13 protein-coding genes are annotated in these 15,898 nt (G+C 71.1%); 9 read left to right on the top strand and 4 right to left on the bottom strand.

Translation table 11 applies throughout. From position 1 onward, the window contains the following. Positions 1 to 2 precede the first annotated feature (2 nt). From ABTZ59_RS27495 to fdhD, 4 genes are read left to right on the top strand one after another with little or no spacing between them, the layout of a single operon-like run. Positions 3 to 1,928 (top strand): molybdopterin oxidoreductase family protein, encoded by a 1,926-nt coding sequence (locus ABTZ59_RS27495; RefSeq protein WP_351418759.1) that lies wholly within the window; start codon positions 3 to 5, stop codon positions 1,926 to 1,928. A gap of 6 nt (positions 1,929 to 1,934) precedes the next feature. Beyond that, on the top strand, positions 1,935 to 3,860 hold the full coding sequence (locus ABTZ59_RS27490) for an NAD(P)H-dependent oxidoreductase subunit E (RefSeq protein WP_351418754.1): 1,926 nt from the start codon (positions 1,935 to 1,937) through the stop codon (positions 3,858 to 3,860). After that, positions 3,857 to 4,714 carry a 2Fe-2S iron-sulfur cluster-binding protein gene (locus tag ABTZ59_RS27485; protein WP_351418750.1) on the top strand — a complete coding sequence of 286 codons (858 nt, stop codon included), beginning with the start codon at positions 3,857 to 3,859 and terminating at the stop codon, positions 4,712 to 4,714. Before ABTZ59_RS27490 ends, ABTZ59_RS27485 begins: the two co-directional genes overlap by 4 nt. 41 nt (positions 4,715 to 4,755) lie before the next feature. Further along, a complete protein-coding gene (gene fdhD / locus ABTZ59_RS27480; protein ID WP_351418747.1) occupies positions 4,756 to 5,595 on the top strand; it encodes a formate dehydrogenase accessory sulfurtransferase FdhD in 840 nt (279 codons plus the stop codon). Positions 5,596 to 5,818: 223 nt separating this feature from the next. Here fdhD and ABTZ59_RS27475 read toward each other — a convergent pair whose 3' ends face one another. Next, entirely contained in the window at positions 5,819 to 6,886 is a 1,068-nt protein-coding gene (locus tag ABTZ59_RS27475) for a bile acid:sodium symporter family protein (protein WP_351418740.1), read from the bottom strand. Between the two features lie 126 nt (positions 6,887 to 7,012). On the opposite strand from ABTZ59_RS27475, the gene ABTZ59_RS27470 reads away from it, so the two are divergent. Further along, positions 7,013 to 7,894 carry a LysR substrate-binding domain-containing protein gene (locus tag ABTZ59_RS27470; RefSeq protein ID WP_351418733.1) on the top strand — a complete coding sequence of 294 codons (882 nt, stop codon included), beginning with the start codon at positions 7,013 to 7,015 and terminating at the stop codon, positions 7,892 to 7,894. Between the two features lie 278 nt (positions 7,895 to 8,172). Further along, positions 8,173 to 9,996 (top strand): AMP-dependent synthetase/ligase, encoded by a 1,824-nt coding sequence (locus ABTZ59_RS27465; protein WP_503003763.1) that lies wholly within the window; start codon positions 8,173 to 8,175, stop codon positions 9,994 to 9,996. A gap of 94 nt (positions 9,997 to 10,090) precedes the next feature. Here the strand turns inward: ABTZ59_RS27465 and ABTZ59_RS27460 are convergent, their stop codons facing one another. Together ABTZ59_RS27460 and ABTZ59_RS27455 are read right to left on the bottom strand one after the other, a co-directional pair. Continuing rightward, positions 10,091 to 11,041 carry an AraC family transcriptional regulator gene (locus tag ABTZ59_RS27460; RefSeq protein WP_351418728.1) on the bottom strand — a complete coding sequence of 317 codons (951 nt, stop codon included), beginning with the start codon at positions 11,039 to 11,041 and terminating at the stop codon, positions 10,091 to 10,093. Positions 11,042 to 11,096: 55 nt separating this feature from the next. After that, positions 11,097 to 11,402 carry a 4a-hydroxytetrahydrobiopterin dehydratase gene (locus tag ABTZ59_RS27455; protein ID WP_351418723.1) on the bottom strand — a complete coding sequence of 102 codons (306 nt, stop codon included), beginning with the start codon at positions 11,400 to 11,402 and terminating at the stop codon, positions 11,097 to 11,099. A gap of 128 nt (positions 11,403 to 11,530) precedes the next feature. Between ABTZ59_RS27455 and ABTZ59_RS27450 the strand changes: the two genes are divergently transcribed. Continuing rightward, entirely contained in the window at positions 11,531 to 12,403 is an 873-nt protein-coding gene (locus ABTZ59_RS27450) for a helix-turn-helix domain-containing protein (protein WP_351418718.1), read from the top strand. Between the two features lie 13 nt (positions 12,404 to 12,416). Here ABTZ59_RS27450 and ABTZ59_RS27445 read toward each other — a convergent pair whose 3' ends face one another. Continuing rightward, positions 12,417 to 13,742, bottom strand: coding sequence for a hypothetical protein (locus tag ABTZ59_RS27445; RefSeq protein ID WP_351418869.1), 1,326 nt, complete (start codon positions 13,740 to 13,742; stop codon positions 12,417 to 12,419). Positions 13,743 to 14,009: 267 nt separating this feature from the next. Between ABTZ59_RS27445 and ABTZ59_RS27440 the strand changes: the two genes are divergently transcribed. Continuing rightward, positions 14,010 to 15,287 carry a molybdopterin-dependent oxidoreductase gene (locus ABTZ59_RS27440; protein ID WP_351418711.1) on the top strand — a complete coding sequence of 426 codons (1,278 nt, stop codon included), beginning with the start codon at positions 14,010 to 14,012 and terminating at the stop codon, positions 15,285 to 15,287. An 11-nt stretch (positions 15,288 to 15,298) separates the two neighbouring features. Further along, positions 15,299 to 15,883: a hypothetical protein gene (locus ABTZ59_RS27435; RefSeq protein ID WP_503003762.1), complete on the top strand. Its 585-nt coding sequence runs from the start codon at positions 15,299 to 15,301 to the stop codon at positions 15,881 to 15,883. Positions 15,884 to 15,898 lie beyond the last annotated feature (15 nt).

The raw sequence follows: 15,898 nt of genomic DNA, 5'->3' as shown, positions 1-15,898 counted from the left end.
GCGTGAAGAAGCGAGACCGAACGCCGAAAACGTATGCCCGCATCACCCACCCCCTGGTGCGGGACGAGAAGGGCGGCCCCTTCCGCAGGGCGACCTGGGACGAGGCGCTGGACCGCGCGGCGGAGGGCCTGCGCGCCGCACACGGCGCGTTCGGGATGTTCTCCTGCGCCCGCGCCACCAATGAGATGAACTATGTGGCCCAGAAGTTCGCCCGCGTGGTGATGGGCACCAACAACGTGGACTCCTGCAACAGGACCTGTCACGCGCCGAGCGTGGCCGGTCTCTCCGCCGTTTTCGGATCCGGCGGCGGCACCTCCTCGTACGGGGAGGTCGACCACACGGATCTGATCGTGATGTGGGGCTCCAACGCCCGCTTCGCCCACCCCATCTTCTTCCAGCATGTGCTGCGGGGCATCAGGAACGGCGCGCGGATGTACGCCGTCGACCCCCGCCGCACCTCCACCGCCGAATGGGCCGAGAGCTGGCTCGGACTGAACGTCGGTACGGACATCCCGCTGGCCCACGCGGTCGGCCGCGAGATCATCCACGCGGGGCTGCACAACCGCTCGTTCATCGAGCGCGCCACCACCGGGTTCGAGGAGTACGCCGCCGAGGTCGAGCCGTGGACGCTCTCGGTCGCCGAGCAGGTGACCGGCGTACCGGCCGAGGCGATCCGCGAGCTCGCGCACGCCTACGCCCGCGCCGAACGGGCTCAGTTGTGCTGGACGCTGGGGATCACCGAGCACCACAACGGCACCGACAACGTACGGGCGCTGATCAATCTCTCCCTGCTCACCGGACATGTCGGCCGGTACGGTTCGGGTGTACAGCCGCTGCGCGGCCAGAACAATGTGCAGGGCGGCGGCGACATGGGCGCCATCCCCAACCGGCTGCCCGGCTTCCAGGACATCCTGGAGCCCGATGTCCGGCGGAAGTTCGAGACCGCCTGGGACACCGTCATCCAGCCGCACTACGGGCTCAATCTCACGGACATGTTCGAGGCGATGGAGACCGGCGGGCTCAAGGCCGTCTACTGCATCGGCGAGAACCCCGCGCAGTCCGAGGCGGACAGCGAACAGGCCGTGGAGCGGATGAAGCGGCTCGACTGTCTCGTGGTGCAGGACATCTTCCTCACCAAGACCGCCGAACTCGCCGATGTGGTGCTGCCCGCCACCGCCGCCTGGGCGGAGACGGACGGCACCACCACCAACAGCGAGCGCCGGGTGCAGCGGGTGCGCAAGGCCGTCGAGCCGCCGGGCGAGGCGCGTGAGGACATCGACATCATCTGCGATCTGGCCGGCCGGCTCGGGCACGCCTGGAAGTACGCGGACGCGGAGTCGGTGTGGAACGAGCTGCGTTCGGTCTCCCCCGACCACTACGGCATGACCTATGAGCGGCTGGCGGAGCATCAGGGCATCCAGTGGCCCTGCCCGGACACCGAGAAGCTCGAACCGAGCTATCTGCACGGCAGGTTGTGGGAGGCCGACCCGGCCAAGCGCGGCCGGCTCGCCCCCTTCGGCCTCGTCAAGCACGATCCGCCGGTGGATCTGACGGATGAGCAGTATCCGATCAGGCTCACCACGGGCCGTCGGCTCGACTCGTACAACACCGGTGTGCAGAGCGGGAGTTTCGCCTCGCCGCTGCGGCGCGGCGAGTATGTCGAGCTGTGCCCGGAGGACGCCGAGCGGTACGGGGTGACGGTGGGCGAGGAGGTCCGGATCTCGTCGCGGCGCGGCACCGTACAGGCACCGGTCTGGGTCGACCCGGGGCTCCGTCCCGGACTGGCCTTCATGACCATGCACTTCCCCGACGAGGTGGACACCAACCAGCTGACCATCGAGGCCAATTGCCCGATCGCGGGCACCGCCGAGTTCAAGGCGTCGGCGATCCGGATCGAGAAGCTGCCCGCAGCGGCGTCAAGGAGCTGAGACTCAGTGGACCTGCACTTCGGTGACAGCAAGCCGACCGACGAGGAGCGAGCTGCGATCGACGACCTGCTCGGCCCGCCGGCCTCGGCCTGGGAGGGCGCGGACGACCGTACGGACACGGATCTGCGCTGGGCCCGGGGCGGTCGCGAGGCACGGGCGCGACGGGACCTGCTGCTGCCGGGGCTGCACGCGGTCAACGACCGCATCGGCTGGATCAGCGAGGGCGCGCTGGACTACCTCTGCCGACGGCTCACGGTGCCGCCGGCGGAGGCGTACGGCGTGGCCACCTTCTACGCGATGTTCGCGGTCAAACCCCGCCCCGCGAAGGTGCTGCACGTCTGCACCGACCTGGCCTGCGCCGCCCATGGTTCCCAGGCGCTCTGCGCGAGCCTGGAGGAGCGCCTGGCACCCGCGGGCGTGCCCACGGCCGGCGCCGTCTGGCAGCCGAGCCCCTGTCTCGGCCTCTGCGAGCGGGCCCCGGCGGCGCTGCTCATCCAGGCGGGCGCCGCGGAGGAAGACAGGGCGACGGAGCACGACGGAACCACAGAGAGGGCCGGGGCGACGCAGCCGCCGCCCCGGCCGTACGCCACGGCCGTCATCGCCCCCGCCACCGCCGAGGCGCTCGTCCTGGCCACGGCCGCGCCCGAGGCGGCGCCCGCGGAACCCGCCGCCTCGATGGCCGTACCGCAGGCCGGGCAGCCGGGGCTGACGCTGCTCCGCCGCGTCGGGGTCGTCGACCCGTACAGCCTCGACGACTACCGGGCGCACGGCGGCTACGCGGCGCTGCGGCGGGCCTTCGACATCGGGGCCGCCGGTGTCATCAGGGAGGTCACCGACGCCGGTCTGGTCGGCCGCGGCGGCGCGGCCTTCCCCACCGGCCGCAAGTGGCAGGCCACCGCCTCCCAGCCGGCCCACCCGCACTATCTGGTCTGCAACGCCGACGAGTCGGAGCCCGGCACCTTCAAGGACCGGGTGGTCATGGAGGGCGATCCGTACTCCCTGATCGAGTCGATGACCATCGCCGGGTACGCGGTCGGCGCGCACCGCGGCTATCTCTATCTGCGCGGTGAGTACCCGCGCGCCCTGCGCCTCCTGAAGAACGCGATCGACCAGGCGCGCGCACGGGGACTGCTCGGGGACGACGTCCTCGGCCAGGGATACGCCTTCGACATCGAGATCCGGCGCGGTGCGGGCGCGTATATCTGCGGCGAGGAGACCGCCCTGTTCAACTCCATCGAGGGCTACCGGGGCGAGCCGCGCTCCAAGCCGCCCTTCCCCGTGGAACAGGGCCTGTTCGGCAAGCCGACCGCCGAGAACAACGTCGAGACACTGATCAATGTGCTGCCGATCCTGACCGACGGCGCCCAGGCGTACGCGGCGATCGGCACCGAGGGGTCCACCGGGCCGAAGCTGTTCTGTGTCTCCGGCAATGTGTCGCGCCCCGGTATCTACGAACTGCCCTTCGGCGCCTCGCTCGGCGACCTGCTCGATCTGGCGGGCACCCCGCGCGAGGTGCGGGCGATCCTGCTCGGCGGCGCCGCGGGCGGGTTCGTACGGCCCGACGAGCGGGACATCCCGCTGACCTTCGAGGGGACCAGAGCGGCCGGCACCACACTCGGATCCGGTGTGGTGCTGGTGCTGGACGACACCGTCCGACTGCCGCGGATGCTGCTCCGTATCGCCGAGTTCTTCCGCGACGAGTCGTGCGGGCAGTGTGTGCCCTGCCGGGTCGGCACGGTACGGCAGGAGGAGGCCCTGCACCGGATCCTGGACCGTACGGGCGCCGAGGCCGCCGGGGACATCGCGCTGCTGCGCGAGGTCGGCCGGGCCATGAAGGACGCCTCGATCTGCGGTCTCGGACAGACCGCGTGGAGCGCCGTCGAGTCCGCCATCGACCGTCTGGACGTCTTCGAGTCAAGGGGTGCCGAGTGACCGCGATACCGCTTCAGCCGCCGCGCCGGCTGATCGAGTTCACACTGGACGGCCAGGAGACCCGGGTGCCGGAGGGGTCCACGCTGCTGGACGCCTGCCGGGCGGCCGGTAAGGACATCCCGACGCTCTGCGAGGGCGACACACTCACCCCGAAGAACGCCTGTCGGGTGTGTGTCGTCGAGGTGGAGGGCGCCCGTACGCTGGCGCCCGCCTGCTCGCGCCGCGCGGAGCCGGGCATGGACGTCCGCACGGACACCGAGCGCGCGCGGCACAGCCGAAAGGTCGTCCTCGAACTCCTCGCCTCGTCGACGGATCTCTCGACGACCCCGAGGGCCGCCGAGTGGATCAAGGAGTACGACGCGAAGCCCGAGCGCTTCGGTCCCGACGCGGCCCGGCTGAACGAAGAGCCGAAGATCGACAACGATCTGTACGTCCGCGACTACGACAAATGCATCCAGTGCTACAAGTGTGTCGACGCGTGCGGTGAGCAGTGGCAGAATTCCTTCGCGATCTCCGTCGCGGGCCGCGGTTTCGACGCCCGTATCTCCACCGAGCACGACACGCCGCTCACCGATTCGGCCTGTGTCTACTGCGGCAACTGCATCGAGGTCTGCCCGACCGGAGCGCTCAGCTTCAAGTCGGAGTTCGACATGCGGGAGGCCGGTACCTGGAACGAGCCGGCCCAGACGCAGACCACCACGATCTGCGCCTACTGCGGTGTGGGCTGCAACCTGACACTGCACGTGCAGGACAATGAGATCGTGAAGGTCACCTCGCCGCACGACAACCCGGTGACCCACGGAAACCTCTGTATCAAGGGGCGGTTCGGCTACCAGCACGTACAACAACACTGACAGCGGCCGACAGCAGCACCGACGAGTAGGACTGGATCACCATGGGACGGGTAACCGAGCGCCGCCGCACCATCCGTATCCGGGACGGAGCCGTCTCGACCCGCCCGGACACTCTGGTGGCCGAGGAGCCCCTGGAGATCCGGCTGAACGGCAAGCCGCTCGCCATCACCATGCGCACCCCGGGCGACGACTTCGCGCTCGCGGCGGGCTTCCTCGTCAGTGAAGGGGTTGTGGCGGCGGGGTCCGACGTCCAGTCCATCGTGTACTGCGCCGGAGCGAAGGACGACGGCTCGAACACGTACAACGTGGTGGATGTGCGGCTGGCGCCGGGGGTGCCCGTGCCGGACATCACGCTGGAGCGCAATGTCTACACGACCTCCTCGTGCGGACTGTGCGGCAAGGCCAGCTTGGACGCCGTACGGACCACGGCGCGGTTCCCGATCAGTGACACTCCCCCGGTCCGCGTCGAACCCGCGCTGCTCTCCGGCCTCCCCGACCGGCTGCGAGCGGCCCAGCAGGTCTTCGACCGGACCGGGGGCCTCCACGCGGCCGCGCTGTTCTCCGAGGACGGCGAGATGCTGGACATCCGGGAGGACGTCGGCCGGCACAACGCGGTCGACAAGCTCGTCGGCCGGGCGCTGCGGCAGGACCTGCTGCCGCTCTCCCGGGCGATCCTGCTCGTCTCCGGCCGCGCGTCCTTCGAACTGGCGCAGAAGGCCGTGATGGCCGGCATTCCTGTGCTGGCGGCGGTGTCGGCGCCTTCGTCGCTCGCCGTCGATCTCGCCGCGGAGACCGGGCTGACGCTCGTCGGCTTCCTCCGCGGCACCTCCATGAACGTGTACGCGGGGGACGAGAGGATCGCCCTGCATACCGGGGTCTGACCACCCCCGCTGCACGGAACTGGGCCCGGCCGGCGGGGAGCGCCCCCTGCGTCGGCCGGGTCCGTTCTTATTTTTCTTGAGGCTCGGTTCGCCTCTTTTTCTTGAGGCTCGGTTCGCCTCCGGGGCGCTTTCTGCCGACGTCGACGGTTGACCGTGCTCGATTCGTTCGTTCCTCACGAACCTCCGCGCGCTCGCCCTTTCGACGTCGACGCGCCCCTTCGGCTCACTCGCCGGCGGGCGTGGCGACGGGCGTACGGATCGAGGCGGGCCGCTTCCTGGGCCCTGGGACATCCGGTCGCCGCGGCGGCTCGGGGGCCTTCGCCCGGCGCTTCGCGATCACCGCGCACACCATCAACTGCATCTGGTGGAACAGCATCAGCGGCAGTACGGCCAGGCTCGCCTGCGCGCCGAACAGTACGCTCGCCATCGGCAGCCCGGCCGCCAGGCTCTTCTTCGATCCGGCGAACTGGATCGCGATCCGGTCCGGGCGCCCGAAGCCCAGGCGCTTGCCGCCGTACCAGCTCAGCGAGAGCATCGCGGCGAGCAGCGCCGCCTCGACGCCCAGCAGCGCCGCCAGCCTGGCGGGGGTCACCTGATGCCAGATGCCCGCGGCCATGCCCTGGCTGAACGCGGTGTAGACGACCAGCAGGACCGAGCCGCGGTCGACCAGGCCGAGCAGCGGCCGGTGGCGGGTGAGGAAGCCGACGATCCAGCGGCGCAGCAACTGGCCCGCGAGGAAGGGCGCCAGCAGCTGGGCGACGATCCTGAACAGCGAGTCGGCGGAGATTCCGGCCGCCCCGCCGCCGATCAGCAGCGCCGCGAGCAGGGGGGTGATCACGATGCCGACGAGGCTGGAGAACGATCCCGCGCAGATCGCGGCGGCCACATTGCCCCGGGCCATGGAGGTGAAGGCGATGGACGACTGGACCGTGGACGGCACCAGGCAGAGGAAGAGCAGTCCGCTGTAGAGCTGGGGGGTGAGGACGAACGGTACGAGTCCTCGCGCGGCCAGCCCGAGCAGCGGGAAGAGCAGGAAGGTACAGGCGAGGACGGTCAGATGGAGCCGCCAGTGCTTCAGCCCGTCCACCATCTCGCGGGTGGACAGCCGCGCCCCGTAGAGGAAGAAGAGCAGCGCCACCGCGCCGGTCGAGGCGCCGCCCGCGAGGTCGGCGGCCGTCCCTGTGGCCGGCAGCAGCGCGGCGAGGGCGACGGTTCCGATGAGCGCCAGGATGTAGGGGTCGACAGGCAGCCGGGACGGGATCCGGACGCGCGGGGAAAGACGGCGATTCATGTGCTCCACTACTGACTGTCGGTACAGTGCGTGCCTCCCCATGCTCCCCCTGTTCTCCATGATCGGGAATCCCGCATACCGCTCTGACTGTCATCGCGGTCCGTGATAACGCTCTAACCTGGCGGTATGTACGACCCACGACAGCTGCGCACCTTTCTGGCCGTGGCCCAGACCCTGAGTTTCACGCAGGCCGCGCACCGGCTGGGGCTGCGCCAGTCCACGGTGAGTCAGCACATCCGCCGTCTTGAGGAGGCGACGGGGCGGCTCCTGTTCACCCGGGACACCCACAGTGTGGAGCTGACCGAGGACGGCGAGGCCATGCTCGGCTTCGCCCGGACGATCCTGGCCGCCCACGACCGGGCGGCGGCCTACTTCACCGGCACCCGGCTGCGCGGCCGGCTCAGATTCGGCGCCTCGGAGGACTTCGTCCTCACCCGGCTCCCGGAGATCCTGGAGACCTTCCGGCTCGACCATCCCGAGGTCGACCTGGAGCTGACCGTGGAGCTCTCCGGCATCCTGCACGAACAGCTGGCGGACGGCCGGCTCGATCTGGTGCTGGCCAAACGCCGCACGGGCGACCGCCATGGCGAGCTGGTCTGGCAGTCCACCCTTGCCTGGATCGGGGCACCGCGGCTGCGCCTCGACCCCGAGCGCCCGATCCCGCTGATCGCCTTTCCGCCGCCCGCCCTCACCCGTGCCCGCGCGCTGGAGGTGCTGGAGGCGCACGACCGGCGCTGGCGCATCGCGTGTACGAGCGGCAGCCTGAGCGGACTGATCGCGGCGGCCCGCGCGGGGCTCGGTGTCATGGCGCACGCCCGGGGACTGATACCACCGGGCCTGGTCCCGGTCCCGGCGAAGGCGGGGCTGCCCGAGCTGGGCGGGGTGGACTTCGTCCTGCTCCACGGCAGGCACCGCGGCCGGTCCGGGACCCAGAAGGCCGCGGACGCGCTGGCGGCGGCGATCCTGGCGGGCGGCGACCGGCTGCACCGGCCGGCGGCGGGCGACTGACGGCGGGCGGAGCACCGGCGGGGCCCCCGCAGGTACGGACCAACCGTCCCGGGTCGGTAGAGCGTGCGTGACAGCGGCGTACGGATTCGGTGGAGATTCCGCCACCGGCCACTTACTCCAGGGTCAGATGTCCGTCACGAGCCCGCGAAAGCCGCCTCGAACCGGGCCCTGACCTGCGATGACATCGCTTCCTTCCGGTTCCGTGGACGCTCTCACCCAGGAGCGCCCGTTGGGGTACCGTCACCCGCGCTGCGCGGAGCGCCACAAGGAGCAAGTCATTGCGCGAGTTCACCGTCCCCCCTCTGCCGGCCGCCCCCCACATCGGTGGGCTCGCGGACGCCGTGTTCGATCATGCCGTCGACGATCCGCGACGGGTCGCGCTGGGCCGCAAGGACGAGCGGGGTATCTGGCGGGACATGACCTCGGCCGCGTTCCGTGACGAGGTGCTGGGGCTGGCCAAGGGACTGCTCGCGCACGGCGTACGGTTCGGTGACCGGGTCGCGATCATGTCCCGTACCCGCTACGAGTGGACGCTCTTCGACTTCGCGCTCTGGGCGGTGGGCGCGCAGTCCGTGCCGGTCTATCCCACGTCCTCGGCCGAACAGGTCTACTGGATGCTGTACGACGCCGAGGTCTCGGCCTGCCTGGTCGAGCACGAGGACCACGCCATGACCATCGGTTCGGTCATCGACCGGCTGCCCAGGCTCAAGCGGCTCTGGCAGTTGGACGCCGACGCGGTGGGCGAGCTGTTCGCGGCGGGCGCCGCCATCGACGACGAGGTGGTGCACCGGCACCGCAGGGCCGTGACGCCGGATTCCGTGGCCACGGTGATCTACACCTCGGGCACCACGGGACGGCCCAAAGGATGCCTGATCACCCATGGCTGCTTCATGTTCGAGGCGGACACGGTCCTCGACCGCTGGGAGCCGGTCTTCCGGGCCAAGCCCGGTGACGAGACGTCGACCCTGCTCTTCCTGCCGCTCGCGCATGTCTTCGGGCGCATGATCGAGATCGCCGCGATCCGCGGCCGGGTGAAGCTCGGCCACCAGCCCGTCCTTCAGGCGAAAGCGCTGCTGCCCGATCTGGTGGCGTTCCGGCCGTCCTTCATCCTGGCCGTGCCCTACGTCTTCGAGAAGGTCTTCCACGCGGCGCGGCGCAAGGCCGAGAGCGACGGCAGGGCCGGGCCCTTCGACAAGGCCGTGGAGGTCGCGGTGCGGTACGCGGAGGCGCTGGAGCACCGGGCGTTCGGTCTCGGTCCCGGCCCCTCCGCGACGCTGCGGGTACAGCACCAGTTCTTCGAGAAAGCCGTCTACAGCAAGGTCCGTGAGGCGATGGGCGGCCGGGTACGGCATGCCATGTCGGGCGGTTCTGCGATGGACCGCCGGCTCGGGCTGTTCTTCGCGGGCGCGGGCGTCACCGTCTATGAGGGGTACGGACTCACCGAATCCTGCGCGGCGGCCACCGCCAATCCGCCGGAACGCCCCCGCTACGGCACGGTCGGCCAGCCGATCCCCGGCACCTCGGTGCATATCGCGGCGGACGGTGAGGTATGGCTGAGCGGCGGCCAGATCTTCTCCGGCTATCTCAACGACCCCGAGGCCACCGACGCCGTACTGCGCGACGGCTGGCTGGCCACCGGCGACCTCGGCTCGCTCGACGAGGACGGCTATCTGACCATCACCGGACGGAAGAAGGACATCCTGGTCACCTCGGGCGGCAAGAGTGTCTCGCCCACGGCCCTGGAGGACCGGGTGAGGGCGCATCCGCTGGTGTCCCAGTGCATCGTGGTCGGCAACGACCGGCCGTACATCGCGGCGCTGGTGACCGTGGACCAGGAGGCCGTCGACCACTGGCTGTCCCTTCTGGGCAGGCCCTCGCTCAAACCCACCGATCTGGTGCGGGACAAAGATCTGGAGACGGAGATCCGGCGCGCGGTGGTCGCCGCGAACACGGCGGTGTCCCAGGCCGAGTCGATCCGTACGTTCCGGATCCTCGCGCATCCGTTCAGCGAGGAGATGGGTCTGCTGACACCGTCGCTGAAACTCAAGCGCAAGGCGATCGAGGCCGCCTACGCGGTCGAGATGGACGCGCTCTACCGTTGAGGCGCCCGACGGTGCTCACCATCGCGCGCGAGCACGACAGGACCCCGGCGCCGTCCGCCGGTTCGGGCCGACGGCGCTCTGTGTCGGACAGGGCCTACGAGCCGACCGGCAGCGCGCCCGACCGGTACTCCTGGGGGCTGACGCCGCGTACGCGTTTGAAGGCCGCGCTCAGCGCGAACGAACCGCTGTAGCCGACCTTCCTGGCGACCGAATCGACCGTCGCGTCCGTGCCGCGCAGCAGATCCCCGGCGAGCGCGAGCCGCCAGCCGGTGAGATATGCCATCGGGGGCTCCCCGACCAGCTCGGTGAAGCGGCGGGCGAGACCCGCTCGTGACACCCCGCACACGGTGGCGAGCGAGGCGACCGTCCAGGCTCGGGCCGGCTCGCTCTGCATCAGCCGCAGGGCGTTGCCGACCGCCGGATCGGCCATGGCGCGGTACCACCCGGGCGGCTGCGCGCCGGGCCGGGCGAACCACGCCCTCAGTACGGCGATCAGCATCAGATCCAGCACCCGGTCCAGCACCACGCTCTGGCCCGGCTCGTCCCGGGAGATCTCGTCGTCGAGGATGGGCAGCAGCGGGCAGTTCCAGGCGTCGGCCGGCAGATGGAGCAGCGGCGGCAGCGCGTCCAGCAGCCGTCTGCTGACCTCGCCGTCCATCTGGTACGTACCGGTCAGGACGGTCGTCCCGCCGTCGGGGGCATTGCCCCAGGTGCGTACGCCCAGACGCATGGACCCGGCGAGCGGCTCGCCCTCCAGGGTGTGGCAGACGCCGCCCGGTCCGATCAGCGCGCGTGGCGCGGTGCCGGGGCTGTCGGCGGCGACATACGGCTGCGGACCGCGGGCGATCGCGACATCCCCGGGGCGCAGCGGCACCGGATCCCCGCCACCGTCGGGGACGATCCAGGCCTCACCGCGGGTGACACACATCAGGCAGAGCGGGGCCCGGTCCTCGATCCGTACGGACCACGGCGGCTCCATCACCATGCGCAGCAGAAAAGCCCCGCGCGCCCGAGGTCCGTCGAGCAGTCCCGCCAGTACGTCCATGTCACCAGCGTAAATGGCCCGGCGGGAGGTCCGGCCGCGGGACCGGCGGCGTCCGTCAGGCGGCGCCGTGCGCGGGGGCGAACGCCTCGACGCGCCGCGCCAGTTCGATGTCGCGCGCCGTGATGGCACCGCCCGCGTCATGCGTACTGACCGCGAGGGACACGGTGTGGTAGCCCAGGGTCAGCGCGGAGTGGTGGTTCAACTCCTCCTGGGTCTGGGCGATATGGACGACCATCGCGGTCGCGGCGAAGTGCGTGCCCAGCCGGTAGGTGCGGGTCAGCAGGCCGTCCTCCACGGACCAGCCGGGAAGCTCCGGCAGCAACTCCTCGATCTCGTTCTGCGACAGCGGCTGGGTGGCCATGGCCGGGGCTCCTCACGGGAACGGGCAGCGACACGGCCGACGATACGTCGTCCCGCCGCGCCGCCGGGCCCGCCGTGCCGCCCGCACCCCGTACGCCCCGCCCCGGACCGGTGCATTACCGTCCTCGTATGGCAGCTCGCGGTACGACGGCTCGGGTCACGACCGGATCCACGGCGGTTCGTGCCGCCGAGCCCGCCGTCGGTCCGCTGCTGCGCGACTGGCGCAAGCGGCGTCGGGTCAGCCAGCTGGAGCTGGCGATCCGGGCGGATTCGTCCGCCCGGCACATCAGCTTCATCGAGACGGGCCGCGCCCGTCCCAGCGAGGAGATGGTGCTCCGGCTCGCCGACCGGCTCGATGTGCCGGTTCGGGAGCGCAACACCCTGCTGCTGGCGGCGGGTTACGCGCCCCGGTTCACCGAGACGGCACTGGACGACCCGGCCATGGACGCCGTGCGTCAGGGACTGGAGCGGCTGCTCCAGGGGTACGAGCCGTATCCGGCGGTCGTCGTGGACGGGACGTACACCGTGGTGGCCGCGAACCGGGGCATCGCCATGCTGATGGAGGGGCTGCCCGCGAAGCTGCTCGCGCCGCCGCTCAACGCGATGCGGCTCACCCTGCATCCGGAGGGACTGGCTCCGCGCATCCGCAATCTGCCGGAGTGGCGCGGGCATCTGCTGGACCAGATGGAGCGCCAGCTCGCACTGGACCGCTCCCCCGCGCTGCGCGCCGTGTACGACGAGGTCGCGGCGTACCCGTCGGCGCGGTCCGCGACGGAGGAGGGCGCGGTGGCCGCCGGGGACACGGGCGCGCTCCGTTCCGTCGCGGGGCCGAGCTTCGCGCTGCCGATGATCATCGAGCACGACGGGCGGGTGCTCTCCTTTCTCTCGTCCATCTCCACCTTCAACACCCCGATGGATGTGACGGTCGCCGAGCTGGCCATCGAGACGTTCCTGCCGGCGGATCCGGCCACGGTCGCCTATCTGACCTCGCGCGCTCGGTAACCCGCCGCGGCGGTCACCAGCTCGTCAGCAGCAGATGGTTGACGAGGAGAGCCAGACAGGCCTGGGCCGCGAGCCAGCCCCGGTGGTCGCGGGACGGCAGCAGCGCGGCGGCGGCCGGAAGCCAGAGCGTGAACGGCAGCCAGATACGCTCCGTCTCGGCCTTGCTCATCCCCGACAGATCCGCGACCAGCATCGCCAGGAGCACGGCGGCCAACAGCAGAGCGACGGTCCGGTCGGCGCTCCCGGGCCCCCGGGCGGGGCCCTGGGCTCCGCGGACGGCGGCCGGCAGGCGCCGGAGCCCGGCGACCGTGGCGAGTCCCGCCGCGATCACCGCACAGGCTCCATTGGCCCAGACCCAGTAGCCGTACGGACGTTCCCTGGCCACGCCCTGGTAGTAGCGCTCCACCAGCAGTTCGTACGCCTCCCACCAGTGGAACCCGGCCAGCAGGAACGCGACCGCCACGGCCGCGAACCCCAGCACGGCGAACCCCGCCGCCGGCAGTGGCCGTGCCCCGCGGGTGAGAACGAGCACGGCCACGGCCGGGACAGCCATCAGCGTCAGCCCGTACGACAGATGGACCGTCGCCCCGAACAGCAGCCCGGAGCCGAGCGCCGCCGCCCAGGGCGCGCGCACGGTACGGGTGGCCGCGAGCGCCAGCAGGGCGAGTGCCCAGCCGGCGACGGCCGCGAAGTAGCCGTCGGCGGAGGCGCCGACCCATACCGCGCCCGGGGCGAGCACGAGGAAGGGGGCCGCCGTCCGTGCCACGCGCTCGGCCCCCAGCGCGCGCAGTGTCACGAGGACGGCGGCGGCCGTCGAGGCGCCGGTGACCACGCAGAACGCGGCGGCCCACGCGCCGCCGCCGAGCCCGATCCGGTCGAGCCCGACGAAGGTCAGGATGGCGCCCGGCGGATGGCCCGCGATATGGGTCGGCCAGTTGTCCGGCGGGCCGATCAGAATGTGCTTCGTGAAGTCGCGCAGGGTGGCGGGAATGTCGTCGAACCGGTCGACACCGCTCAGATACTCATGCCGGGTGGTCAGTCGGCCGACCACACCGCGCCCCCAGCCGTCCACCAGCGCCAGCGCCCAGGTCCAGGCCAGCGCGGCGGCCCAGCTGAGCCAGGTCAGCCGGCGCCAGGACAGCCGGACGGCCAGGGGCGGTCCGTACGCGATCACCGCGACGGCGGTCAGGAGCGCCGGGAGCGTGCCGGGCCCGAGGTGCGGCATCCACTGGGCCAGCAGGGGCGGCCAACTGACATGGAGGGTCCCGTCGTAGTGCTGGATCAGGGTGCCGGACACGGCGGCGACGGCGAAGAGAAGCGCGCCCGCTCCGGCCGCCATCAGGTCGCGCCGGCGGCCCGAGCCGTGTCCGGGGTCGGGCGGTGCGCACGCGGCGTCCGGGGTGTGCGCGGTCTCGGAGCCCGTGCCGGGGCGGGGTAGCAGGGTCACGGCGTCACGTTAGGCGGGTGACCACCCCTACCGGGGCGATCGACAGGCCGCGTCATCGAACCGTCAGATCTCCGCCGTTCGGGGCCAATGACAGACGTCAGAGTTCTGTCATGAGTCGAAAGGCGCGTCCGGCGCGCCCCGCGTCCTACCGTCACCGGTATGAACGTCCCCGCCCGTCTGACCCCATCGTGGCGCAGCCCGCTGCGTGGCCCCTGGCTGACGTCCGTCTTCGCCGTGGTGCTGCTGATCGGCATCCCCGTCCTCTTCCTGACGGGACTGGTGTCCTATCTCGCGTACAACCCCGATCTGTCGCCGGTCAATGACAAGACACCGGACAAGGGGCTGCTCGGCTTCTATCTCTTCGCCTGGCCGACCGACCCCTACTGGCTCTACCGCGTCACGCAGGGCGTGCATGTGACCCTCGGGATCGTGCTCGTACCGGTACTGCTCGCGAAGCTGTGGTCGGTCGTGCCGAAGCTGTTCGTGATGCCGCCGGTACGCTCGCTCGGCCACGCGCTGGACCGGCTGTCCCTGCTGTTCCTCGTCGGGGGCGGGCTGTTCGAGTTCGTCACCGGCGTGCTCAACGTCCAGTTGGAGTACATCTTCCCGGGCTCGTTCTATCCGCTGCACTTCTACGGTGCCTGGGTGTTCATCGGGGCGTTCGTCGCCCATGCGGCCCTGCGGTTGCCGCGTACGGTGCGGGCGCTGCGCGGCCGGGATCTCCGCGCGGAGCTGCGGACCCCGGTGTCGCGGACCGTACCCGAGCCGCTGGACGAGACCGGTCTGGTCTCCCGCGATCCGGCGCCGCCCACCCTCTCGCGGCGCGGCGCGCTCGGGTTGGTGGGCGTCGGCTCGCTGGCGCTGCTCGTGGTGACGGCCGGTCAGAGCATCGGCGGCTCGCTGCGCGGTACGGCGCTGCTCGCCCCGCACGGCCGTGAACCCGGGTCCGGTCCGAACGGCTTCCAGATCAACAAGACGGCGAGGTCCGTCGGGATCCGGGCGCGGGACATCGGCCCCGACTGGCGGCTGACCGTGCGGGGCGGTGGCCGGGAGACCGTACTGACCCGGGCCGAGCTGGCACGCATGGCCCAGCACACCTCCGCGCTGCCGATCGCCTGTGTGGAGGGCTGGTCCACCTCCGACCAGCACTGGGAAGGGGTCCGGCTGCGTGATCTCGCCGCCCTGGTGGGGTTCGGGGACGCGCCGCCGAGTGTGTACGTGGAGTCGGTGCAGTCGCACGGCTCCTTCCGGCAGGTGGCCCTGCGGGACAACCAGGTGCGCGATCCGCGCTCGCTGCTGGCCCTTCGGGTCAACGGCGCCGAGCTGTCGGAGGATCACGGCTATCCGGCGCGGACCATCGTGCCGGGCGCGCCGGGCGTGATGAACACCAAGTGGGTCCGGCAGCTGAGCTTCGGGGAGTCGTCATGGCCCGTATGAGAATGCCCCGGGTGAGTCTCCGGGACCTGCGCCGTCACCTGGACGTACGACGGCGCTTTTGCCGGTGGTACGGCGAGTCGCCCGTCCAACTCCTGATCCTGCTCGCCTCGTTCGCGGTCTGCGGATACGCGGGTGTCCGGCTGCTCGCCGGCGACTGGCCGCTGATCGTGCTCTGGTTCGTGGGCGCGGCGGTGCTGCACGATCTCGTGCTGGTGCCGCTGTACACGCTCGGCGACCGGGCCATCAGGACCGCCCTGGCCCGGCGTCGGCGGCCGGCGCCGCGCGCGGGCGTCAACCACGTACGCGTACCGGCGTTCCTCTCCGCTCTGTTGCTGCTGGTGTACTGGCCGCTGGTACTGCGGACCTCCGAGCCGTACGAGCCGGCCACGGGGCTCGATATCGATGTCTTCCTCGGCCGTTGGCTGCTGATCACCGCCGCGCTGTTCGTGATCTCGGCGGTCTGGCTGCTGCTCAGGACCTGGCCGGAGCTGTGGTCCCGGCGGCCGAGGGCGCCATGGCGGCGCCTCCCCCGTACTCCCCGCTTCGAGGGTCCCGTCCAGCGCGGCCAGTCGCTCCCGCAGCCCGGCGAGCCCTGAGCCTTTCCCGGACAG

The organism is Streptomyces sp. NPDC094034 (genome assembly GCF_040303865.1).
GTDB lineage: Bacteria > Actinomycetota > Actinomycetes > Streptomycetales > Streptomycetaceae > Streptomyces.
Note: the sequence above shows the minus strand (reverse complement) of the source record. Positions and strands in the feature narration are given on the sequence as shown.